Here is a 22,319-nt window from a genome sequence, read left to right as displayed (position 1 = left end):
TTGTCTGGCGTTGAGCGCGGTTAGCGCAGGCGTACCGCGATGTAGTTGGGCGCGCCGCCACGACGTTGCACCCGCAGCAGCACGGCTTCGCGACCGGCCTTCTGGGCTTCCGCGACGATCGCTTCGAGATCGGCGGAACTGCGCACTTCGCGATAATTGGCGGTCAGGATGATGTCGCCGCGCCGCAGGCCCTTGGCGGCGGCATCGGCATTCGGGTCAACCGCGCCGATCACCAGACCGGCGGTGTCCTCGCCCGCACCCAGCTGGCGCGCGATCTGCGGGGTCAGCTCGAGCACTTGCAGGCCCAGCTTTTCCTCGATCGTGCCGCTGGAATCGCCGGGCGCCTGTTCGGGTTCGGCATCGGGATCGAACGACTGCTGGCGGCGCAGTTCCTCCTCGCTCGGGCGCTTGCCGACGGTGGCGGTAACACGCAGTGTCTTGCCATCGCGCAGCAGGTCGATCGGGATGCGTGTGCCGGGCTTGATATTGGCAACCAGGAACGACAGCGTCTGTTCGTTGGTCACCGGCTTGCTGTCGATCGCAGTGACTACGTCCCCGGCCTTGATACCGGCGCGATCAGCGGCCCCATCGGCCTGCACCGACTGCACGAATTCGCCGCGATTGCGCGGCAGACCCAGCGAATCCGCCAGGTCGGCATTGACCGGCTGGATGCTCACGCCCAGGAAGCCGCGTTCGATTTCCTGGCCGCTGCGCAGCTGCGCAACAATCGGCGCGGCAGTGTCGGCCGGGATCGCAAAGCCGATCCCCACGCTTCCGCCGGTCGGCGAGAAGATCGCGTTGTTGATGCCGATCACATTGCCCTGCATGTCGAACAGCGGGCCGCCCGAATTGCCGCGATTGATGCTGGCATCGGTCTGGATGTAGCGGTCATAGGCACCGCCGCCGGCATTGCGCAGCACGGCAGAAACGATACCGCTGGTGACTGTGCCGCCCAGGCCGAAGGGATTGCCGATCGCGATCACCCAGTCGCCAGCACGCACTTCGCTGGAACTGCCGAATTTCACGAAGGGGAAGGTGCGGTTCGACTTGATCTTGAGCACCGCCAGGTCGGATGCGGCATCGGCGCCGACCAGGTCGGCCTGGTACTCGGTGCCGTCGGGCATGGTGATAGTGATCTCTTCCAGCGTCGCGCGATTGTCAGGCGCGATCACGTGGTTGTTGGTCACCACATAGCCGTCGGCCGAGATGATGAAGCCCGATCCAAGCGATTGCGCCTCGCGCGTCTGCGGCTGCTGCGGCTGGCTGCGCCGCCCGAACAGATCGGCAAAGGGTGTGCCGGCGAACGGGTTGGTGTTCACTTCGACCCGCTGGCGGGTGGAGATATTGACCACGGCGGGCTGCAATTGCTCGGTCAGGTCGGCAAAGCTCGCCGGCGCGCCCTGGCGCGGCACGATCCGCTTCGATCGAGGCCTGGTCATTCTGGGCCACTTGCGCCCCGGCAGGAATGCCAGTCACCAGCGACAGGCTTGCACCGCCCACCAGCAGTGCGGTTGTCAGTCCGTATACGTAACGCACAGGCTTTGTGTCCTCTCGTTGCTTCCCGATCGGGCTGGATGCGCCAAGTTCGGCCACCAGCCCGTCACTTCAAATTACGCGCCGCTTATGGGCGCAGATGCACTTAACCGTGATTGAACGGCGGATGCAGCCCGTGGGGCGTGATCAACCGTTCGTCGGTTTTGACGTGCAAGCCCGCCCCGCGGGCACCGCTTAACGGCGACCCCGGAACTGGCGGAAATACTCGCTCTCGTCCGACAGGATCATCGAGCTGTCGCCAGTGCCCTGTTCGAAGGTGCGGCGATAGCTCTCCATCGCGCGGTAGAAATCGTAAAACTCCGGATCCTTGCCATAAGCGTCGGCATAGATGCGCGCGGCTTCCGCCTGGGCTTCGGCCTGGATGATCTGAGCATCGCGCTGGCCCGCTGCGCGGATCGCGGCGGCTTCTTCCTGGCGATCGGTTTCCATGCGGGTGAAAGCCGCGTCGAGCGGGCGCCCTTCGGGCAGGTCGGCGCGCTTGATCCGCACGTCGAGCACCTGCGCACCATATTGCCTTGCCTGGCGGTCGAGCGCGGCGGTGATGTTGGCCATCGCAGTGCCGCGTTCGGCATTGATCAGCGTGGCAAACGGCCGGCGGCCCAGTTCCTGACGCAGCACCGAGGTGAGGATCGGCAGCAGCGCGGATTCGAGCTGTTCCTCGGTTCCTGCCCGCTCCACCATGCGCACCGGATCGATGATCCGGTAACGTGCGTAGGCGTCGACCTGCAGCCTCTGCTGGTCGTTCGACAACACCTGCTGGCGCTGCATATCGAGATCGAGCACGCGCCGGTCCACCATCTGGACCTGTTCGAAGAACGGGATGCGCCATTGCAACCCGGCCTGGGTCTGGCCGAACGGCACATCGGGTTTGAAGCGGTTGATCGTGCGGACCGGCTCACCGGTGCGGACCACAACCGCCTGGTGCGTTTCAGGCACGATCACCATGCTGCTGAACAGCACTGCGACAAAGGCAATCGCTGCGATGACAGCGGCCTTGTAGTTTTGCCAGATGCTTTCCATCGCTTACTGCCCCCCTGCCTGGCGTGCCTGTTCTGCCTGGTTCTTGGCATCGCGGGCGCGACGTTGGACTTCGGGAAGCGGCAGGAACGGGGTCACCCCGTCTGCCTCGACGATGGTCTTGTCGGTCTTGGACAACACACTTTCCATGGTTTCGTAATAGAGACGGCGCCGGGTAACTTCGGGCGCGAGCTTGTATTCGGCGTAGATGTTGTTGAACTCGGTCGCGTCACCCTGGGCGCGGGCGAGCAGTTGCTGCGCGATCGCGCGGGCGCGGTTGATCGCGGCGTCCGCGTCCTGCTGGGCCGAGGAGACGTCCTTGAAGGCTTCTTCCACGCGGCTGGGCGGGTCGGTCTTGCCGATTTCGATACCCTGCACGGCAATGCCCGAACGATAGGCATCGAGCCGCGCCTGCATCCGCTCCCGCACATCCTGTTCGATCTCGGCACGGCCGGCGCCGGTCAGCACGGTGTCGAGCGTCTGGCGCGCAACGGCTGCACGCATCGCCGATTCGCCGACTTCCAGCAGGGTGTCGCGCGGATCCTCCAGCTGGAACTGGTACAGCGCCAGGTCAGAGATGTTCCAGCGGATCAGATAGCTCAGGTCGACCAGGTTCTGGTCAGAGGTAAGGATCAGCTTTTCCTCGGTGCCTTCCGGGATCTTTTCCTGGCGGATCTGGCTGACGTTTTCGACCGAGACCTGATGGATCGGCCAGGGCAGCGACAGGTTCGTGCCGGGGTTGAGCGTGTCGTAATATTTTCCGCCGAGCCAGGTGACCACGCCCTGTTCGCGCGGCTGTACGAAATGCACCCCGGTGGCGAACAGCCAAAGCGCTGCCACCCCGGCCGCCACCAGCGGCCACCAGCTCTTGCCGCCGGGCCGTTCGGGCAAGCGGAAATTGGGGCCGCGCGGACCGCCGCCGCGGCGCCGCGGGCCTTCCGGGCCGCGCTGCTTGAAAATGTCTTCGATGCTGGCCGAACGGCGCCCGCCGCTCTTGCTGTCATCGCCCCCGCCGGGGAGCCAGGGATTGCGCGGGCCTTCGCCGCCGCCGCTTTCGCCGGCTGGCGTATCGCCGTCACCAGCAGAGCCGCCGCTGCCTTCGCCGCCTCCACCCCAGGGGTTTTTCTTGCCGGCCATGGCCAGGCCAATCGATTTTCTGAAACTATCGAACATGTCCATCACACTCTTATAGGTGCCCTTCCCGCGAAAAACAGGGGTTGCACGCGCGAAATTGATGCTAGGGGCTGCGGCCATGGACACGCAGGATTTGCTGGCACATCTCCCTCAAGCGATCGCAACGCGATTAAGTTCCGCCCGGATGGTGGGAACGCGCGCGGTGGTGGTGCTCGATGCGACCGGGCTCGGGGCCAGCGAACGCGCAGCGATTGAGCGCGACATCATGCAGGCGCTCGGCGGGCTCGAAGGGGTCGAAGATGTCCGCGTGGCGATGATGGCTGACCGGGTGCGCCGCCGCATTATCGCCATTGGATCGGGCAAGGGCGGGGTCGGCAAGTCGACCTTGACGACCAACCTCGCCGTCGCTTTGCAGCGGATGGGCGTGAAGGTTGGCGTGGTCGATGCCGATATCTATGGCCCGTCGCAGCCCAAGCTGCTTGGCCTCGAAGGGCGCAAGCCCGAAGCGCAGGACGAGAAGCTGGTGCCTGTCACCGGCGAGCACGGCGTGCCCGTGCTGTCGATGGGCTTTCTGGTCAAGCCGGCGCAGGCGCTGGCGTGGCGCGGCCCGATGGCCGGCAATGCCCTGTCGCAGCTGGTCGATGCGCAATGGGGCGATGTCGAGCTGCTGCTGATCGACCTGCCGCCGGGCACCGGCGACGTGCAACTGTCCATGCTGCAAAAGCACAAGCCCGATGGCGCGGTGCTGGTTTCCACCCCGCAGGACCTGGCGCTGATCGATGCCGCGCGCGCTGGCCAGTTGTTCGATCAGGGCAAGGTGCCGCTGATCGGGCTGGTCGAGAACATGGCCGGTTACCAATGCCCGCATTGCGGCGAGATGTCCGATCCTTTCGGGCAAGGCGGGGTCGAAGCCATGGCCGGGAAAGTCGAAATCCCGTTCCTGGGGCGGATCCCGCTGGCGCTGCCGATCCGCGAGGCAGGCGATAGTGGCCAGCCGCCTGCCGCGTCCGATACGCCCGAGGGACAGGCCTTTGCGGCTATCGCGAAGAAGCTGGTCGACTGGCTCGAACGGGAGAACGCCTGACCATGGGCCTTACCCGCCGCGGAGTGCTGACCGGAGCCGCGCTGGGCGGCGGATTGCTGGTGGCATGGTCGCTTTACCCGCGCAGCTTCCCCAATCCGCTGGAAACGCGCGACAATGAAGTGGCGTTTGACGCCTGGCTCAAGATCGCTGCCGACGGGGTAGTCACGGTGGCGGTGCCGCAGCTCGAGATGGGGCAGGGCGTGTCCACGCTGCTGCCGCAAATCGTGGCGGCGGAACTGGGCGCGGACTGGCGCCAGGTCGCGGTCGAGCCGGCGCCGGTCAGCGGGCAATATGCCAATGTGCCGCTGGCCGCACACTGGGCGCCGCTGTGGATGCCGCTGATGCCCGAACTGGCGGGTGCGCCCGATGCGTTCCTGGCGCGCCGGTTCGCTGAGAACAACCGCTTCACCGCCACAGGCGACGGCACCTCGCTGGCAGCGTTCGAGCAGCCGTGCCGCGAGGCGGCGGCGGCCGCGCGCGCCATGCTGGCGCAGGCCGCGGCGGATCGCTGGGACGTTTCGTGGGAGGAATGCGAGGCTTCCGACGGGTTCATCCGCCATGGCGAACAAAGCCTCAGCTTTGGCGAACTCGCGATCGAAGCGGCTGACTATGATCCGCCGGATCCCCCGCCGCTGCGCCAGCCCTATCGCGAAGAGGCGCTTTCGGGCGAAGCCGACGCCGCAACTGCCTTCCCCCGGCTTGACCTGCCGTCAAAGGTCGATGGCACGCATCTGTTCGCGGGCGATGTGCGCCTGCCCGGCATGGTCTATGCCGCGATCCGCCACGGCCCGGTCGACAAGGCCGAACTGGTCGAATTCAATCCGTTCAACGCCCGCAACATCCGCGGGATCGTGGGCGCGGTGGAGGGCAAGCGCTGGCTGGCGGTCTGTGCCACCAGCTGGTGGGCCGCCGAACAGGCGCTGGAGACGATGCACCCGCGTTTCTCGGTCGAGCATCTGGTCGATAGCGACGAGATCGAGGCCCGCTTCGACGATGCGCTCGCGACCGGCAAGCCGCACCGCATCGCCAGCCAGGGCGATGTCGACGATCTGGTCGAACAGCCCGATCTGGCACTGCGGTACGATTTCGAGCCGGGCGTCCATGCCCCGATTGAAACGACCAGCGTTACGGCGCGCTATGCCGACGGCAGGCTGGAACTGTGGCTCGCTTCGCAAGCGCCCGAACAGGCCCGCATTGCCGCGGCCCGTGCGCTTGGCATCGGGGTGGAAGATGTGGTGCTTTATCCCATGCCAGCTGGAGGCAGTTTCGACCGGCGCTATGAAAATGATCACGTGATCGAAGTGGCGCTGATCGCGCGCGAGATCGGACGGCCGGTGCAGCTGGTGTGGTCGCGCTGGCAGGAAATGCTGGCGGCGCGCCCGCGTTCCCCCGCCGCGCTGGTGCTGCGGGCCAAGCTCAGCGCTGATGGCGGCGAGCGGATCGAGGCGCTGCGCACCCGGATCGCCATGCCGCCCGCCAATTTCGAATTCGCCCGGCGGCTGTTCGACAATTCGACCAGCTGGGCGGCAGTGCGCGATACCGAAGGCACGGCCGATCCACTCGTCGGCGAGGGCGCCATGCCGCCCTATGCCATTCCCAATGTTGCGGTCGATCATATCCCGGTCGAAATCGGCCTGCCGGTGTCGCGGATGCGCGGCAATGCCCACACCTACACCGCCTTCGCGATCGAGAGCTTCATCGATGAGCTGGCGAGCCGTAACGGGCGCGAACCGCTGTCCTTCCGCATGGCGATGCTGGGCGGCGATACGCGGCTGGCCGAATGCCTGCAGCGCGCGGCGCGGCTGGCGCAATGGGATGGTGGTGTCGATCAGAGCGGGCAAGGCATCGCCTGCCACCGGATCGGCGATGCGGAAACCGGCGGGCGGATCGCTTGCGTCGCGACGGCGCGCGCGGGCGAAGGCGGCGTGCGCGTGGCGCGGCTGGTGGCAGCGGTCGACATCGGGCGGATCGTCAATATCGACATCGCCCGCCAGCAGATCGAAGGCGGGCTGGTGTTCGGCCTCGCCAATGCGATGGGCGCCAGCACGCGCTATTCGGGCGGGCTGCCGCAATCGCAGCAGCTCGGCGCTCTCAACCTGCCGCAACTGAGCGATTGCCCGGAGATCGAAGTCGACTTCATCAACAGCGAAGCGCCTGCTTTCGACCCCGGCGAACTGGGCGCGGTGATCGCCGCCCCGGCGATTGCCAATGCGCTTTATTCGGCCACCGGCTTGCGGTTGCGCCGCCTGCCCCTACTTTCAGGCGGTCTATGACGAGTTTTCTGTCTCACGCGAGGACCCATTTGCCGGTTGCGTGCATTCTGCCATGCATGAACCTGCCGCATCGACCACTGGCCTGCCCCGCGTGACCTGGCTTCCCCAATCGCTTCCCGCTGACCATCCGCCCGTCAAAAGCGGCGGCGTGGGCGTGCTGGTGGTCAATCTCGGCACGCCGGACGCGCCCGATCAGGCCTCTGTGAAAGCATACCTCAAGGAATTCCTGTCCGATCCGCGGGTGATCGAAATCCCCGCGATCATCTGGCAGGTGATCCTGCGCGGGATCATCCTCAATACCCGCCCGAAGAAGAGCGCGGCGGCCTATGCCAAGGTGTGGACCGATCGCGGATCGCCTTTGCTGGCGATCACGCAGGACCAGGCGCAGGGGCTGCAGGCCCGGCTGGGCGACAGCGTGATGGTGCGCCACGCCATGCGTTATGGCAGCCCGTCGATTCCGGCCCAGCTCAAGGCGCTGCACGAGGCTGGCTGCGAGCGGATCCTGCTGGCGCCGCTTTATCCGCAATATTGCGCCGCCACGACCGCCACCGCGGTCGACAAGGCGGCCGAGACGCTGGGCGAAATGCGCTGGCAGCCGGCGCTGCGCACGTTGCCCGCCTATCACGACGACCCGGCTTATATCGACGCGCTCGAAGCGGACGTCTCGCGCCAGCTGGCCGCGCTCGATTTCGTGCCTGAAGTGCTGCTGCTCAGCTTCCACGGCATGCCGCTGCGCACGCTGCACCTGGGCGATCCCTATCATTGCCAGTGTCGCAAGACCGCGCGGTTGCTGAGCGAGCGGCTGGCGGCGCGCGCCGAGTTTGCCGGCCTCAGGATCGAGACGACCTTCCAGTCGCGCTTTGGCCGCGCGCAATGGCTCGAACCCGCGACCGATGACACGCTGATCGCCGAAGGCGCGAAGGGGACGAAGCGGCTGGCGGTGGCAGCGCCGGGCTTTTCCGCCGATTGCGTCGAAACGCTGGAAGAGCTGGCGATTGAGGGGCGCGACGAATTCCTGGAGGCGGGCGGCACGCACTATGCCGTGCTGTCCTGCCTCAACACTTCCGCTGCCGGGATGGACATGCTGGAGGCGATCGTGCGGCGCGAACTTTCCGGCTGGATCTGACCGCAGCGGAGCAATCGGAACTGGATTTGCGCTCGTGAATTACTTACACATGGGTAAGTAGCAATTCACCACCCGATTCAGGATCGCTCGATGGCCACTCTTGCAGAATCAGCCCCCGCCAGCGCCGCTGACGAAGAATTCCGTCCCCAGCACTGGACCGACAAGCTGCCCGAGGATGCGCTCGACCATATCCCCGGCGAAGCGGGCTGGCCGATTGTCGGCAACACTTTCCGCATGCTGGCCGATCCGCATTCCTTCGTGAAGCAGATGGTCGGCAAATATGGCAAGGTCTACAAGGGCAAGGCGTTTGGCGGCTGGCAGGTGGCGCTGATTGGCGCGGAAGCCAACGAGCTGCTGCTGTTCGATCGCAACAAGATCTTCTCGTCCGAGCAGGGCTGGGGCCCGATCCTCGACCAGCTGTTCCCGCGCGGGCTTATGCTGATGGATTTCGACCATCACCGGATTGACCGGCGAGCGCTGTCGATCGCTTTCAAGCCAGAACCGATGCGGCATTATTCGGGCAGCCTCAATCGCGGGATCGCGCAGGAAGTCAGCGGCTGGGCCGACAAGCCGATACAATTCTATCCGGCGATCAAGCAGCTGACGCTGGACCTGGCGGCGGAAAGCTTCATTGGCATTCCATGGGGGCCGGAAGCGGACAAGATCAACCAGGCCTTCGTCGACATGGTGCAGGCTTCGGTCGCGCCGGTGCGCAAGCCGCTGCCTTTCACCCAGATGAAGAAGGGCGTCGACGGGCGCAAATTCCTGGTCGACTATTTCACGAAGGAAACGCTGCGCCGCCGCAAGGAAGGCGGCGGGCAGGACATGTTCAGCCAGTTCGCCACCGCTACGCGCGAGGATGGCAGCCTGTTGCCGGTCGACGAAGTGGTCGATCACATGAACTTCCTGATGATGGCCGCGCATGACACCATCACCTCCAGCGCGACTTCGCTGATCTATCTCCTCGCCAAACATCCCGAATGGCAGGAGAAGCTGCGGCAGGAGATCATCGCGGTTATCGGCGGCCCGGACGCGGATGGCAAGCCGCGCCCGCTATCCTATGACGATCTGGGCAAGCTCGAGCTGACCGAGATGGCGTTCAAGGAAGCGCTGCGGATGATCCCGCCGGTGCCTTCGACCCCGCGCCGCGCGCTCAAGAGCTTCGAATATGCTGGTTACACTATCCCGGCGGGCGCGATGGTGGGGATCAACGCCCATTACGTCCACCATATGGAGGAATATTGGCCGGAGCCGGAGAAGTTCGATCCGCTGCGCTTCACCCCGGAACAGGTGAAGGAACGCCACAAATACGCCTGGGTGCCGTTTGGCGGAGGCGCGCATATGTGCCTGGGGCTGCATTTCGCCTACATGCAGGTGAAGATCCTGCTGGCCCAGCTGCTGCAGCGCTATTCGATCGAGATCGAGGAAGGCTATTCGCCGGAGTGGCAGGCCTGGCCGATTCCCAAGCCCAAGGACGGGCTGAAGGTTGCTTTTCGCTCGCTGTGACGCACCAAACGGATCCGCAGGATCCGCAAGGCCGGAGCCGAAGTCGAAGACGCAGGCGTGCGAAGCACACCTGCACGGCCGGCCGCAGCGACCGGAGGGAGCGAGGATAGCCAAGGCTGCGGACGCAGCCGCCGGCGCTTGAGGCTAAAAATCAATGGCGATCCCGTCTTTCTCCCAGTCGCCATAGCGAGTGGGGGAAAGCTGCTCGTCCACTGTCCCGGCCTTGGGCGCGGGCGGCGGATCATTGGTCCAGTGCGCGGGCTTTGCGAAGGCTTTCGCGGCCTTGGATTTCTTCTGGGTCATGCCAACACAATGCGCGGGGTGGCGCATTGTTTCAATAGCCCCTAACGCTCCCGCCATGGCCCAGCCCCCCGGAATCCACGCGCGCCGCGCCGCCCTGCAAATGCTCGACGCGGTGCTGCGCCGGGGCGAGACGCTGGAACAGGCCGAACATGCCGCGCTGAAAGCGGTGCGCAGCGCGCCGGACAAGGCGCTCGCCCGCGCCATCGCCAATGAGACATTGCGCTGGCTGACCGATCTCGACGCCCTGATCGATAGCGCCACGAAGCAGCGCCTGCCCGACGATGCCAAACCGCGCGCAGTGCTGCGGCTGATGCTGGCGCAGTGGCTGCGGCTTGGCACCCCGCCGCATGCGGTGATCGCGACCGCGCTGCCGCTGCTCGCCGGTGGCCCGCGGCGGTTGGCGCACGGGGTGTTCTCGACGCTGACGAAGCGCGAACTGGCGCTGCCGGAGGCACCGACGCTGCCCGATCGCGTGGTGGCGCGCTGGGGCGCTGAGCGCGCCTCCGCCATCGCTGCAGGCCTCGCCGAACCGCCGCCGCTCGACCTCAGCTTGCGCGATCCGTCCCGGACGCCGCAGATGGCGGTGAAGCTGGGCGGGGAAAGTTACATGCCCGGCCACGTCCGGCTGTCGCGTGGCAGCTCGGTCGAAAAGATCGAGGGCTTCAAGGAAGGCGAATGGTGGGTGCAGGATCTCGCCGCCTCGGTCCCCGCGCGGCTGATGGGCGAAGGGCAGGGGCGCCACGCGCTGGACCTGTGCGCCGCGCCCGGCGGCAAGACCATGCAGCTGGCGGCGGCGGGCTGGAAGGTGACTGCGCTCGATCTCAGCAAGCGGCGGCTCGACCTGCTCAAGGACAATCTGAAGCGCACCGGGCTGAAGGCGTCACCGATCCGCGCCGATGCGCTCAGCTGGGAGCCGAAACACCAGTTCGACGCGGTGCTGCTCGATGCGCCCTGCACCGCCACCGGCACCTGCCGCCGCCATCCCGATGTGCTGCACCGCATCGGGCAGCGCCAGATCGAGGAGATGACCGAGCTGCAGGCGGCGCTGCTCACCCGCGCGGCAGGCTGGCTCAAGCCCGGCGGCGTGCTGGTCTATGCGGTGTGCTCGCTCGAGCGCGAGGAAGGCGAAGAACAGGCTGCGCGCGTGGAGCTGGAGCCGCTACCGATTACGCCGGAAGAGCTGCCCGCCGGCCTTGCGCCCACGCCCGAGGGCTGGCTGCGCACCCATCCCGGCATGCTGGGCGAGCACGGCGGGATGGACGGGTTCTTTGTGGCGCGCTGGGTGAGGCAGTAGAGGAGCGAGCGTCCACAATTGGGTGGTGAGCTACCCAAAACACTTTCGTCATTCCCGCGAACGCGGGAATCCACTCATATCACAAGGGTTCGAAGCCAAAATCCTCTGCGAGATCGCGCCAGCTCGGGTTGTCTTCCTCAATCAGTTCCACCTTCCACGCGCGCCGCCACTTCTTGATCCGCTTCTCGCGCAGGATGGCTTGTTCCATCGTTGCATGCTGCTCAAACCAGACAAGGCGGTGCACATGGTATCGCATTGAGAACCCCTCGAAGGTCCCATCGCGATGCCGGGCAATGCGTTCAAGCAAATGAGAGGTGACACCGAAATAAAGCGTGCCATGGTAGGCCGATGCCAGCAGGTCGACTGTAGGTTGAAAGTCTCGGTGCATCGACAGTTTTGTGATGGATTCCCGCGTTCGCGGGAATGACGAAATTAGTTCGGGAGTTGTCGTCTCGCCTTCGACAAGCTCAGGCCGAGTGGGTGTGGGCGTTTGAAAGAACCTCCGCAACTTGGTCGTTAGCGGACATCCGATTTTCCTACGCTTTCCCGAATTGCTAAAGCGGTAAAGCTCTTTGCCATTGTCCGCCCCCAACTCCGCTCCGCACCTGCCGCGCAGGATGCGGCCCGAGCGGTCACACTTTGCGCCGCAATGGTCACGCTTTGGGCCACGCCAGAGTCACACTCTCGGCCGAAAGGGTCACACATTCCGGCGCGAAGGTCACACAAATGCGCGCAGAGTCACACTTTTGCTCGCTAAAGTCACAGAACGCCGCTTTTAGCCCCTGGACCGTGTTCCATGTGTTCCATCGTGCCGGAAAGCGCGCCCAAGAACGCGCCCGAATTGGCGCCGCCGGTCAGCCAGCTTTCACCTTGCCGGCAAAGCTCTTGCGCAGCTTCTGCAGCTTGGGCGGGATCACCGCCAGGCAATAGGGATTGCGCTGGCCTTCGCCCTCCCAATATTCCTGATGGTAATCCTCCGCGGGATACCATTGTGCCGGCCCTTCGATCGTGGTCACCGCGCTTTGGCCCGGATGCTCGCAGTTCCAGCGGGCGATCGCGGCTTCGGCCTCGGCGCGGTCCAGATCGTCCGACAGGAAGATCGCGCTGCGATATTGCGTGCCTACGTCATTGCCCTGGCGATTGAGCTGCGTCGGGTCATGCGTGCCCATGAACACGTCGAGCAGGTCCGCCAGCGACAGGACGGCGGGATCGAAGGTTACCCGGATCGCCTCGGCATGGCCGGTATTGCCGCTGCACACTTCCTTGTAGTTGGGATCGGCAGTGGTGCCGCCGATATAGCCGGATTCCACCTCGCTCACGCCCACCACGTCGCGGAATACCGCTTCGGTGCACCAGAAACAGCCGCCTGCAACAATGGCTTGCTTGTTGTCGCTCATCGAATTCTCCATAGGGTTGGCAGGGAACATAAGCGCGTGTTCGCGAATTGCCATGGCAAGGTGACAACACCCGGCATCATTCATCCCCCAGGAGAGACAAATGCGTAAATCCACTGCCCTTCTTGCATCGCTCGCCGCCGCAACGCTTGCGGCCCCGGCCCTGGCCGATCATCACCAGTCCGGCGAACATGCGCATCATGGCGACCATGCCCAGCATGACGCAGCCACTTTCATGAAGCATCACGGCGAAGCGCTGTCAGGCGCGATCAACCACCCGACCCGCGCCGAAGACAAGGCGCGTGACCAGTATCGCCATCCGGCGGAAACGCTCGCCTTCTTCCACGTCGGCCCGCACATGAAAGTGGGCGAATATTCGCCCGGCGGCGGCTGGTATTCGCGCCTGCTGGGCCATTACCTGGGCGGTGAGGGCCAGCTGGTCGGCATTTATGCCAACCCGATCACCGCCAGCACCGATCCCGCCCGCCAGCAGCGGCTGCGCGATGCGGCTGCCGGCTTCCCGGCCGAAGTGGCAGGCTATACCGGCCTGCCCGCCGATCGCTTTGCCGGCATGACGCTGGAGACCATCCCCGATGACCAGCGCGGCACTTTCGACCGGATCCTGGTGATCCGCGGCCTGCATGGCATTACCCGCGGCGGCATCGCCGATACGGAGATGCGGGCGATGCGCGACCTGTTGAAGGATGACGGCATGCTCGGCATCGTCCAGCACCGCGCCAAGCCCGATGCACCCTGGAGCTATGCCAACGGCACCAAGGGCTATCTCAAGCAGCAGGACGTGATCGATTTCATGCGGCTCAACGGGTTCGAGCTGGTCGGAACGAGCGAGATCAATGCCAACCCCAAGGATACCGCCGACCATGAAAGCGGCGTGTGGGAAATGCCGCCGGTCTGGGCGACCAAGCGCGAAGATCTGAAAGGCCTGGGCGAAAGCGACCGCATGACGTTGCTTTTCAAGAAGGCGGGCTGACGTCCGTCGGTCTGTTCAACAAGGCAAAGTGAGACTAGAGGGCGGCGACATGAGAGACATCACCGTCGCCGCCCTGCAGCTGCCGCTTGGCAGCGATGACGAAGCCGCCAATATTGCCGCTGTCGGCGAGCTGGTGGAACAGGCCGCCGCGCGCGGGGCCGAGATTGTTCTTCCGCCGGAGCTCTTTTCCGGCCCCTATTTCTGCCAGGTCGAGGACGAGGCGCTGTTCGCGCTCGCCCGCCCCACGCTGGAGCATCCCTCGGTCATCGCCATGCGCAAGCTCGCGGCGAAGCTGAAGGTGGCGATCCCGACCAGCTTCTTCGAGCGCGACGGGCATCACTATTACAACACGCTCGCCATGATCGGCCCCGATGGCGAAGTGATGGGCACCTATCGCAAGAGCCACATCCCCGATGGGCCGGGCTATGAGGAAAAGTTCTATTTCCGCCCCGGCAATGACGGGTTCAAGGTGTGGGACGTGATGGGAACACGCATCGGCGTGGGTATCTGCTGGGACCAGTGGTATCCCGAATGCGCGCGGGTGATGGCGCTGATGGGCGCGGAGCTGCTGTTCTATCCCACCGCGATTGGCAGCGAACCCTATGATGCGGAGCTCGACACCAGCCGCATGTGGCAGCGCGCGATGCAGGGGCATGCGGTATCGAATTGCATGCCGGTGATCGCCGCCAACCGGATCGGCACCGAGGGACAGGCCAATTTCTACGGTCACAGCTTCGTGACCAACGAATGGGGCGACAAGATCGTCGAATTCGGCGCGGAAGAGGAAGGCGTGCTGGTGGCAAGGCTCGACCTCGACCAGGCGGCCAAACACCGCGCCGGCATGGGCTTCTTCCGCGATCGGCGCCCGCAGCTTTACGGGCGCATCTGCGAGGATATCTGAGCAGTAGCTATCTTGTCGCGCTCGGTTCGAACCGGCGGCATCATCGCTATGGCGCGCCGGCTGGCGTGCTGGCGGCGGCGCTGGAAGAGCTGGCAGCGCTGGGCACGGTAAGCGCCCGCTCTCCGGTAATCGCGACTGCGCCTATAGGCGCAGCGCAGCGCCGCTTCGCCAATGCCGCCGCGCTGGTGGAAAGCGAGCTCGACCCGCAGGCGATGCTGGCGGCGCTGCAGCGGATGGAGCGCGAATTCGGGCGGCGGCGCTGGCGACGCTGGGGCGACCGCGTGCTCGATCTGGATATCGTGCTGTGGGACGGCGGCGTGTGGCACAGTTCTGAGCTGGCGATTCCGCATCCCGAGTTCCGCTCGCGCAGCTTTGTGCTCGGCCCGGCTAGCGGCATCGCGCGCGATTGGCGGGACCCGGTTTCGGGATTGTCGCTGGCCCAGCTCCATGCGCGCTTGACCAAGCCGCGGCCCATGCCTAGTGGAGCGACCCGGTGGAAGGGCCCTTAGCTCAGTCGGTAGAGCAACTGACTTTTAATCAGTAGGTCGCTGGTTCGAATCCAGCAGGGCTCACCACCTTTCCCCCGTTTGTATTGCTCTTGAATGGCTTGCGCACCGCGCAGCATTCGTATGCATCTTGTCGTCCCGCGATTTTGCTGTCAGCCATGCAGCAAAGCGCAGGCGGGTTGGAATGTCGCGCGCATGGGAGAGATGGAATGAGCGCACGCGAAAAGCCGCGTCAGGGCTTTTGGGGCCTGTGGAACATCAGCTTCGGCTTTTTCGGGATCCAGATCGGCTTCGCGTTGCAGAATTCGAACATGAGCCGCGTGTTCCAGACGCTGGGCGCGAGCATGGACGATCTGCCCGCGCTGTGGGTCGCGGCGCCGCTGACCGGGCTGATCGTGCAGCCGATCATCGGCTATCTGTCCGACAAGACCTGGAACCGGCTGGGCCGGCGCAGGCCCTACTTCCTGACCGGGGCGATCTTTGCCGCGATCTCGCTGTTCGTGATGCCGCTCGCGCCAGCAGTCGGCGCGCCACTGCTGTTCGCCGCCGCGATGCTGTGGGTGCTCGACGCTTCGCTCAACGTGTCGATGGAGCCGTTCCGCGCGTTCGTGGGCGACATGCTGCGGACCGACCAGCATAGCGCCGGGTATGCGGTGCAGACGGCCTTTATCGGCGCAGGCGCGGTGATCGGGTCGATCTTCCCCTATTTCCTTGATTCAATGGGCGTCGCAAATGTTTCGCCCGACGGCGGCATCCCTGACACGGTCAAATGGAGCTTCTGGTTCGGCTCGGCAGCGCTGCTGGTGGCGGTGCTGTGGACGGTACTGACTACAAAGGAATATTCACCTGAGGAAATGGCGGCATTCGGCCATGAGCAGGGCGACGCGATCGACCAAACGCCGATCCGCGCGCTCGCTGCCAAGTCGCCGCTCTCCAGCGCGGCATGGATCGCCGCAGGCCTGGTGGTGGTCCTGCTGGTGCGCGAATTCGATCTGGAAAAGGAAATGTACCTGTTGGCGGGTCTGCTCGCGACCTATGGCCTGCTGTCGCTGGTGGCGATCAATATGGCCAAGCAGGGCAAGGCCGCAAACATGCTGTCCAGCATTATCGGTGATTTCTCAGGCATGCCGGAGATCATGAAGCGGCTGGCGCTGGTCCAGTTCTTCAGCTGGTCGGCGCTGTTCATCATGTGGATCAACACCACGCCCGTGGTGACGCAATATGTGTTCGGTTCGAACGACACAGCCAGCGCGGCCTACAATGACGGCGCGAACTGGGTGAATGTGCTGTTCACGGTCTACAACGGCGTGGCGGCAGTTGCCGCTCTGGCGCTGCTGCCGTGGCTGGCACGCAAGCTGGGGCCGGTGCTGACGCATTCGATTTGCCTGACCTTGGGAGCGATCGGCTTCCTGATGTTCTTCATCGTGCGCGACGCCAATACGCTGCTGGTGGCGGAAATCGGCATCGGCATTGCCTGGGCCAGCATCCTGGCGATGCCCTATGCGATCCTAGCCAGCAATCTGCCGCAGGCGAAGCTCGGCATCTACATGGGGCTGTTCAACGTGTTCATCGTGGTGCCGCAATTGCTGGTTGCGACAGTGATGGGATCGATCATGCAGGCGTTTTTCCCGGGGGAGCCGATCTGGACCATGCTGTTCGCAGCGGCATCCTGGCTGATCGCGGCAGCGGCGATGCTGCGGGTTGCCGCACTTGTACCGCGCCCGGTGGCGGAGGCGCATCATGCGTAGGCTGGCGCTGACGGCATTCGCCTCGCTGGGCCTGCTGGCGGCGTCTTGCAGCGAAGGAGGAGCAGGCGACAGCTCCGAATGGGCGCCGCGCGATGTCGTGACGCTGGAGAACCCTGACTGGTCGCGCGATGCGGTGCTATACCAGATCAACACCCGCCAGTTCACGCCAGAGGGCACATTCAAGGCCGCGCAGGAACAGTTGCCGCGGCTCAAGGAATTGGGCGTCGATATATTGTGGCTGATGCCGATCCACCCGATCGGCAAGGAGAACCGCAAGGGCTCGCTCGGCAGCCCCTATTCGGTGCAGGACTATTATGCGGTGAACCCCGAATTCGGCACGGAAGAGGATTTCCGCGCCTTTGTGGACGCTGCGCATGAGCAGGGCTTCAAGGTCATCCTCGACCTCGTCGCCAACCACACCGCGTGGGACAACGTCCTCGCGAAAGAGCATCCCGACTGGTACGAAAAAGACTGGAAAGGCGACTTCCGGCCCACGCCGTGGTGGGACTGGTCCGACATCATCGATCTCGACTGGTCGCAGCACGGCGTACGCGAGCATGTCGGCGGCGCGATGGAATATTGGGTGCGCGAATTCGGCGTGGACGGCTATCGCGCTGACGTTGCGGGCTATGTCCCGGTCGATTTCTGGAACATGATGCGCCAGCGGCTCGAGGCGATCAAACCGGTCTTCATGCTGGGCGAGGTGCAACAGACTGCATGGCACCATGCCGCATTCGATGCGACCTATGCCTGGGACTGGCACCACACGTCCAAGCGGATTGCCAAAGGCGATGGCAATGCGACCAGCCTTTACGGCTATTATGCCGAGAACGAGAGCTTGTGGCCGCGCCAGGCGATGCGGCTGACCTATATCGAGAACCATGACAGCAACGCCTGGGAAGGCACGATCTACGAGAATTACGGGCCTGCGCTGGAGGCCATGACCGCGCTGGCCTTTGCCGGCGAAGGGCTGGCGATGATCCACAACGGACAGGAAGCCTGCAATGCCAAGCGGCTGGAGTTCTTCGAGAAAGATCCGATCGACTGGAGCCAGGGCAGGGATTGTCAGTATGGCGAGCTGCTGAAGCAGCTGATCGCCTTCCGCACGGAAAACCCCGCGCTCCATAACGGCAAATGGGGTGCGCGCATGCACAAGGTCGAAAACAGCGCGCCTGAGCAGCTGTTCGCATGGGTGCGCCAGCAGGACGGCAACAAGGTGCTGGGGTTGTTCAACCTCACCGGCCGGCCGGTTTCCGCAGAGCTGAAAGACGGCCTGCCAGCCGGCACGTATCGCGAATTCGGCAGCGGCGAGGAAGTCACGATTGCGGCGGGCGATACGATTGCGCTGCCTGCCTGGGGGTGGCGCCTGCTCGCCAGCAAGTAACGAACGCGCTTGCCGAAACGCCGGTTTCGCGCGATGGCGCGGCGATGTACCTCGGCGTCTGTTATTACCCTGAACACTGGCCGCGCGAGCGCTGGGAAACAGACGCGCGGATGATGCGCGAGGCGGGGCTTTCCCGCGTGCGGATCGGCGAGTTTGCGTGGAGCCGGATCGAACCCGAACCGGGCCGGTTCGAATGGCAATGGCTCGATGAAGCGGTCGAGGTGCTGCACGCCGCCGGGCTCGGCATCATCATGGGCACGCCCACCGCCACTCCGCCGAAATGGCTGGTCGACCGGATGCCTGACATGGTCGCGCGCGACCGCAACGGGAACCCGCGCGGCTTCGGATCGCGGCGACATTACTGTTTCAGCCATGCCGGCTATCGGCAAGAGGCGGTGCGGATCACCCGCGCGGTTGCGGAGCGTTATGGCCAGCACCCCGGCGTCGTCAGTTGGCAGACCGACAATGAGTACGGCTGCCACGACACGGTGCAGAGCTTCTCTCCCGCTGCGCGCGATGCCTTCCGGCGCTGGCTGGCCGAGCGATACGGCTCGGCGCAGGCGCTGAACGCCGCCTGGGGCAATGTCTTCTGGAGCATGGAATATCGCAGCTTCGACGAGATCGAATTGCCCAATCTCACAGTGACCGAGGCCAATCCGGCACATTGGCTGGCCTTTCGCCGGTTCTCGTCAGACCAGGTGATCGCGTTCAACCGTGCGCAGGTCGATATCCTGCGCGAGCTGTCGCCCGGGCGCGTGATCACTCACAACGCGATGGGTTTCTATGCCGGCTACGACCATCACGATCTGGCGGCCGATCTCGACGTGCTGGGATGGGATTCCTACCCGCTCGGCTTTCTCGAGATGTTCCGCTTCAGCGATGCGGAAAAGCTTGCTTTCGCGCGCCAGGGGCAGCCCGATATCGCAGCTTTTCACCACGACCTTTACCGTGGCTGCGCCCGGGATGAGCGCTGGAGCGTGCTTGAACAGCAGCCCGGCCCGGTCAACTGGGCGCGCCACAATCCCGCGCCGCTGCCCGGGATGGTCGCGCTGTGGACGCTTGAGGCGATTGCGCATGGCGCAGAGCTGGTCAGCTACTTCCGCTGGCGGCAGGCGCCCTTCGCGCAGGAGCAGATGCATGCCGGCCTGCTGCGCCCCGATGGTGAGCCTGCGCCCGCGCTGGCAGAGGCGCGTAGCGCGGCCGACGCGGTCGAACAGCTTGGCGAAATCGGCGCGCCGCTGCGCGACGCGGCGGTGGTGTTCGCATATGATGCCGAATGGATGACTCAGATCCAGCCGCAAGGCGAGGGCCTCTCGGCGCTGTGGGCGGCATTCGATTGCTATCGCGCGCTCCGCAAACTGGGCCTCAATGTCGATATCGTGCCACCTTCTGCTGACTTGTCGCGCTATCGACTGGTCGTGGTACCATGCCTGCCGATCGTACCGGATGCGCTGGTGCGATCGCTTGAAGCCTTCGAAGGCGCGCTGGTTGTCGGGCCCCGCAGCGGAAGCCGCGACATCGATTTTCGAATCCCCGACAAACTCCCGCCGGGTCCACTGCAATTGCTCCTGCCGATGAAGGTCACCCGCAGCGAAAGCCTGCGGCCCGGGCTGGAGCATGTCGGAGACGGTTGGTCGATTGCCCGCTGGCTCGACCATGTTGAAACCGTGATGGAACCCGAACTGGTGGCGCAGGATGGCGTGGTCGCCTGCTGGAAAGCCGGATTGCGGCGCTATCTGGCGGCCTGGCCGCAAGGCGCCTTGCTCGATCAGGTGGTCGCCCGCGCTGCGCGCGACGCAGGGCTGCGGACAGTCGAGCTGCCCGAGGGACTGCGTTTGCGCCGCAGTGCTCGCTACAGCTTCGTGTTCAACTATTCGGCTGAAGCGCAGGACATTCCGGATGCGATAAGCGGCCAGCCGATAATTGGCACGCGCAAGCTTCCTCAGGCGGGCATTGCGATCATTCCCAACCGCTAGGCGGCCGATGCGTCAAGCTTCCTCGCCAGCGCGACCCCTCCGGTGATCAGGAACGGCACCAGCACGAAGCTGAGCGCTACCTTCGCCAGTACCTGGCCGATCATCAAATTGGTGATGTCGAACTCGCCATAAAAGGCGAGGGTAATGAAGATCACCGAATCGATTGCCTGGCTGATCGCTGAGGCGATCGCACCGCGCACCATCAAGCCGATGGTATTGGCTTCGCCGCTGCCGCGAAGCTTCGAGAAGATCCACACGTTGAGCAGCAGCGAGGTGATGTAAGCCGCCGGGCCCGCCAGCCATACGCGCCAGGTCGAACGGTGCACCTGCTCGAAGGCGGCGAGGTCATCAGGCCGGAACTCGACCATTTCGGTCGATGCGGGCAATCCAAGTACGAGCTGCATCAGTAGCGCCGAAATTAGCAATGGCACAAAGCCCCACCATACAATCCGGTTGGCGATGTTCTGGCCATAGAGCTGGGCGATGGTGCTGGATATCACCACCAGCATCAGGAAAGCGAAGATGCCGGCTTCTACCGCCAAGTCGGTTGGCGGCAATTGCACCTGCTTGAACGCCAGCACTCCTGCCAGCACGGTCATCCCGCCATACAGCATCAGGTAAACGAACAGGCCGCGCGGCGTTGCGGCAGCGGCACTTGCTTCTGGATTTGCCTGTTCGCTCATGCTGTCCCCGATCCTGTGATTGAATTCTTCTGTGCACGGACTGGCTGCCCGGACTGCGCAGAAATTGACTAACGGCGGCGCGCGCGCAAGACAGCCAGTGATTTCATCCGCAACTTGTCCGGCCATGAAGGGGCAAATATGCCGCCATTTTTTATCAGTATTGCAGGGATCGCCGTGATCCTGGCTATCGCTTTCCTGCTTTCGGTCGGGAAACGGCGGATCAAACTGCGGATCGTAGCGGCAGCTTTCGCGCTACAGGCGCTGATGGCGTTCCTTGTGCTGGGCACCAATTGGGGCCGCGCGGTGATCCAGGGTATGGCAGATGGAGTGGCGGCACTGTTGTCTTATGCCGATGCGGGGACTGCTTTCCTGTTCGGCATCGACAATCCGCTGAAGAACACCTTCGCGCTGGGTGCCCTGCCGGTGATCGTGTTCTTCGCCTCGCTGGTCTCGATCCTCTATTACCTGGGGATCATGCAGCGGGTGGTTCGCTGGGTTGGCGGCGCGATTGCCTTCGTCACCGGGATAAGCCGGGTCGAATCGCTCGGCGCGGCGGCCAATATCTTCGTCGGCCAGTCGGAAAGCCCGCTGGTGGTTCGCCCCTATCTCGCGGCGCTAAGCCCCAGCCGATTATTCACGCTGATGAGCGTGGGTATGGCGGGCGTCGCGGGGACCATCCTTGCCGCTTACGCCGGGCTGCTCGGCAGCTCCTACTTGCCGTTCCTGCTCGCCGCCGCCTTCATGTCGGCGCCCGGCGGGATCCTGATGGCGAAGATCATCATGCCCGATGAAGACGAGCCGGAGGTTGAAGGCGATTTGGTGCTGCCCGAGACGCGGATCAGCGGCGAAGGGCCGGCGGTGCTGGTCGAAGGTGGCAAGCCGCACGAAGTCGAAGTCGCAGAAACCTTCGAGGAAGGGACGCGGCCGGCCAATGTGATCGAAGCGGCGGCGCAAGGTGCGCAGACCGGCGTGAAGCTGGCCGTAGCGGTGGGCGCGATGGTGCTGGCATTCGTGGCGCTGGTGGCGCTCGCCAACGGCATCCTCGGCGGTATTGGCGGGCTGTTCGGTTATCCCGAGCTGAGCTTCCAGCAGCTTATTGGTTATCTGTTTGCACCGGTGATGTTCCTGATCGGCGTGCCGTGGAGCGAGGCTGGAACGGCGGGCGGGTTGTTCGGCACCAAGATCGTGCTCAACGAATTCGTTGCCTTCATCGAACTCGGCCAGCTTGAAGGCCTCACCGACCGCACCCGCGCGATCGTGGACCTTCGCATTGTGCGGCTTTGCCAATTTCTCGTCGATCGCGATCCAGATGGCGGTAACCGGCGGGCTTGCGCCAAATCAAAGACCGGTGATCGCGCGGCTGGGATTGAGGGCGCTCGCCGCCGGCAGCCTCGCCAATCTGATGAGCGCGGCACTGGCAAGCCTGTTCCTGCCATACTAAGATA

Annotated in this window: 17 protein-coding genes, 1 tRNA gene and 2 pseudogenes; 13 read left to right on the top strand and 7 right to left on the bottom strand. The window is 64.5% G+C overall.

Going from position 1 to position 22,319, the window contains the following annotated elements:
- Positions 1-20: 20 nt before the first annotated feature.
- From G6N82_RS07200 to G6N82_RS07190, 3 genes and pseudogenes are all read right to left on the bottom strand, one after another.
- Positions 21-1,536, bottom strand: a pseudogene (locus G6N82_RS07200) (Do family serine endopeptidase).
- 192 nt (positions 1,537-1,728) lie between these two features.
- Entirely contained in the window at positions 1,729-2,574 is an 846-nt protein-coding gene (locus G6N82_RS07195) for a protease modulator HflC (RefSeq protein ID WP_165195126.1), read from the bottom strand.
- A 3-nt stretch (positions 2,575-2,577) separates the two neighbouring features.
- Positions 2,578-3,750, bottom strand: a complete 1,173-nt coding sequence (locus G6N82_RS07190) for a protease modulator HflK (RefSeq protein ID WP_241255230.1) — start codon at positions 3,748-3,750, stop codon at positions 2,578-2,580.
- 73 nt (positions 3,751-3,823) lie between these two features.
- Between G6N82_RS07190 and G6N82_RS07185 the strand changes: the two genes are divergently transcribed.
- The 4 genes from G6N82_RS07185 to G6N82_RS07170 all read left to right on the top strand — a co-directional run bounded on the left by G6N82_RS07185 (position 3,824) and on the right by G6N82_RS07170 (position 9,694).
- Positions 3,824-4,789 carry an Mrp/NBP35 family ATP-binding protein gene (locus G6N82_RS07185; protein ID WP_165195124.1) on the top strand — a complete coding sequence of 322 codons (966 nt, stop codon included), beginning with the start codon at positions 3,824-3,826 and terminating at the stop codon, positions 4,787-4,789.
- Between the two features lie 2 nt (positions 4,790-4,791).
- A complete protein-coding gene (locus tag G6N82_RS07180; protein ID WP_165195122.1) occupies positions 4,792-7,062 on the top strand; it encodes a molybdopterin cofactor-binding domain-containing protein in 2,271 nt (756 codons plus the stop codon).
- A 52-nt stretch (positions 7,063-7,114) separates the two neighbouring features.
- A complete protein-coding gene (hemH, locus tag G6N82_RS07175; protein ID WP_165195120.1) occupies positions 7,115-8,188 on the top strand; it encodes a ferrochelatase in 1,074 nt (357 codons plus the stop codon).
- A gap of 90 nt (positions 8,189-8,278) precedes the next feature.
- Entirely contained in the window at positions 8,279-9,694 is a 1,416-nt protein-coding gene (locus tag G6N82_RS07170; protein WP_165195118.1) for a cytochrome P450, read from the top strand.
- A 144-nt stretch (positions 9,695-9,838) separates the two neighbouring features.
- Here G6N82_RS07170 and G6N82_RS07165 read toward each other — a convergent pair whose 3' ends face one another.
- Positions 9,839-9,997: a DUF1674 domain-containing protein gene (locus tag G6N82_RS07165; RefSeq protein ID WP_165195116.1), complete on the bottom strand. Its 159-nt coding sequence runs from the start codon at positions 9,995-9,997 to the stop codon at positions 9,839-9,841.
- 55 nt (positions 9,998-10,052) lie between these two features.
- Between G6N82_RS07165 and G6N82_RS07160 the strand changes: the two genes are divergently transcribed.
- A complete protein-coding gene (locus G6N82_RS07160) occupies positions 10,053-11,291 on the top strand; it encodes an RsmB/NOP family class I SAM-dependent RNA methyltransferase (RefSeq protein WP_165195114.1) in 1,239 nt (412 codons plus the stop codon).
- A 79-nt stretch (positions 11,292-11,370) separates the two neighbouring features.
- Here G6N82_RS07160 and G6N82_RS07155 read toward each other — a convergent pair whose 3' ends face one another.
- Both G6N82_RS07155 and msrA read right to left on the bottom strand, forming a co-directional pair.
- The gene (locus tag G6N82_RS07155) at positions 11,371-11,679 is read right to left on the bottom strand and encodes a GIY-YIG nuclease family protein (protein ID WP_165198043.1); all 309 of its coding nucleotides are present in this window, start codon (positions 11,677-11,679) and stop codon (positions 11,371-11,373) included.
- Between the two features lie 466 nt (positions 11,680-12,145).
- The gene (msrA, locus tag G6N82_RS07150) at positions 12,146-12,688 is read right to left on the bottom strand and encodes a peptide-methionine (S)-S-oxide reductase MsrA (RefSeq protein ID WP_165195112.1); all 543 of its coding nucleotides are present in this window, start codon (positions 12,686-12,688) and stop codon (positions 12,146-12,148) included.
- A gap of 100 nt (positions 12,689-12,788) precedes the next feature.
- Here msrA and G6N82_RS07145 point away from each other — a divergent pair, with 100 nt between their 5' ends.
- The 7 genes from G6N82_RS07145 (at position 12,789) to G6N82_RS07115 (ending at position 20,191) form a co-directional block, all read left to right on the top strand.
- Positions 12,789-13,676, top strand: a complete 888-nt coding sequence (locus G6N82_RS07145; RefSeq protein WP_165195110.1) for a class I SAM-dependent methyltransferase — start codon at positions 12,789-12,791, stop codon at positions 13,674-13,676.
- A gap of 49 nt (positions 13,677-13,725) precedes the next feature.
- A complete protein-coding gene (aguB, locus tag G6N82_RS07140) occupies positions 13,726-14,577 on the top strand; it encodes an N-carbamoylputrescine amidase (protein WP_165195108.1) in 852 nt (283 codons plus the stop codon).
- Entirely contained in the window at positions 14,562-15,086 is a 525-nt protein-coding gene (gene folK / locus G6N82_RS07135; RefSeq protein WP_165198041.1) for a 2-amino-4-hydroxy-6-hydroxymethyldihydropteridine diphosphokinase, read from the top strand. The genes aguB and folK overlap by 16 nt, the downstream gene beginning before the upstream one ends.
- Positions 15,077-15,152: transfer RNA gene (locus G6N82_RS07130), tRNA-Lys, on the top strand. Before folK ends, G6N82_RS07130 begins: the two co-directional genes overlap by 10 nt.
- Positions 15,153-15,292: 140 nt before the next feature.
- Positions 15,293-16,831 carry an MFS transporter gene (locus G6N82_RS07125; RefSeq protein ID WP_165195106.1) on the top strand — a complete coding sequence of 513 codons (1,539 nt, stop codon included), beginning with the start codon at positions 15,293-15,295 and terminating at the stop codon, positions 16,829-16,831.
- Entirely contained in the window at positions 16,824-18,215 is a 1,392-nt protein-coding gene (locus G6N82_RS07120) for an alpha-amylase family glycosyl hydrolase (RefSeq protein WP_165195104.1), read from the top strand. Before G6N82_RS07125 ends, G6N82_RS07120 begins: the two co-directional genes overlap by 8 nt.
- On the top strand, positions 18,191-20,191 hold the full coding sequence (locus tag G6N82_RS07115) for a beta-galactosidase (RefSeq protein ID WP_241255228.1): 2,001 nt from the start codon (positions 18,191-18,193) through the stop codon (positions 20,189-20,191). Before G6N82_RS07120 ends, G6N82_RS07115 begins: the two co-directional genes overlap by 25 nt.
- On the opposite strand, the gene G6N82_RS07110 is transcribed toward G6N82_RS07115, so the two are convergent.
- Positions 20,188-20,874, bottom strand: a complete 687-nt coding sequence (locus tag G6N82_RS07110; RefSeq protein ID WP_165195102.1) for a queuosine precursor transporter — start codon at positions 20,872-20,874, stop codon at positions 20,188-20,190. The genes G6N82_RS07115 and G6N82_RS07110 overlap by 4 nt on opposite strands.
- Positions 20,875-21,012: 138 nt before the next feature.
- On the opposite strand from G6N82_RS07110, the pseudogene G6N82_RS07105 reads away from it, so the two are divergent.
- Positions 21,013-22,315, top strand: a pseudogene (locus G6N82_RS07105) (nucleoside transporter C-terminal domain-containing protein).
- The last annotated feature ends 4 nt before the right edge of the window (positions 22,316-22,319 follow it).

It is taken from the genome of Altererythrobacter sp. BO-6, from assembly GCF_011047315.1.
Lineage (GTDB): Bacteria > Pseudomonadota > Alphaproteobacteria > Sphingomonadales > Sphingomonadaceae > Erythrobacter.
Note: the sequence above shows the minus strand (reverse complement) of the source record. Positions and strands in the feature narration are given on the sequence as shown.

Bases quoted from the DNA above. Each gene is read 5' to 3' on its own strand.
- G6N82_RS07195 (WP_165195126.1), bottom strand. From the start codon at position 2,574: ATGGAAAGCATCTGGCAAAACTACAAGGCCGCTGTCATCGCAGCGATT.
- G6N82_RS07190 (WP_241255230.1), bottom strand. From the start codon at position 3,750: ATGGACATGTTCGATAGTTTCAGAAAATCGATTGGCCTGGCCATGGCC.
- G6N82_RS07185 (WP_165195124.1), top strand. From the start codon at position 3,824: ATGGACACGCAGGATTTGCTGGCACATCTCCCTCAAGCGATCGCAACG.
- G6N82_RS07180 (WP_165195122.1), top strand. From the start codon at position 4,792: ATGGGCCTTACCCGCCGCGGAGTGCTGACCGGAGCCGCGCTGGGCGGC.
- hemH (WP_165195120.1), top strand. From the start codon at position 7,115: ATGCATGAACCTGCCGCATCGACCACTGGCCTGCCCCGCGTGACCTGG.
- G6N82_RS07170 (WP_165195118.1), top strand. From the start codon at position 8,279: ATGGCCACTCTTGCAGAATCAGCCCCCGCCAGCGCCGCTGACGAAGAA.
- G6N82_RS07165 (WP_165195116.1), bottom strand. From the start codon at position 9,997: ATGACCCAGAAGAAATCCAAGGCCGCGAAAGCCTTCGCAAAGCCCGCG.
- G6N82_RS07160 (WP_165195114.1), top strand. From the start codon at position 10,053: ATGGCCCAGCCCCCCGGAATCCACGCGCGCCGCGCCGCCCTGCAAATG.
- G6N82_RS07155 (WP_165198043.1), bottom strand. From the start codon at position 11,679: ATGCACCGAGACTTTCAACCTACAGTCGACCTGCTGGCATCGGCCTAC.
- msrA (WP_165195112.1), bottom strand. From the start codon at position 12,688: ATGAGCGACAACAAGCAAGCCATTGTTGCAGGCGGCTGTTTCTGGTGC.
- G6N82_RS07145 (WP_165195110.1), top strand. From the start codon at position 12,789: ATGCGTAAATCCACTGCCCTTCTTGCATCGCTCGCCGCCGCAACGCTT.
- aguB (WP_165195108.1), top strand. From the start codon at position 13,726: ATGAGAGACATCACCGTCGCCGCCCTGCAGCTGCCGCTTGGCAGCGAT.
- G6N82_RS07125 (WP_165195106.1), top strand. From the start codon at position 15,293: ATGAGCGCACGCGAAAAGCCGCGTCAGGGCTTTTGGGGCCTGTGGAAC.
- G6N82_RS07120 (WP_165195104.1), top strand. From the start codon at position 16,824: ATGCGTAGGCTGGCGCTGACGGCATTCGCCTCGCTGGGCCTGCTGGCG.
- G6N82_RS07110 (WP_165195102.1), bottom strand. From the start codon at position 20,874: ATGAGCGAACAGGCAAATCCAGAAGCAAGTGCCGCTGCCGCAACGCCG.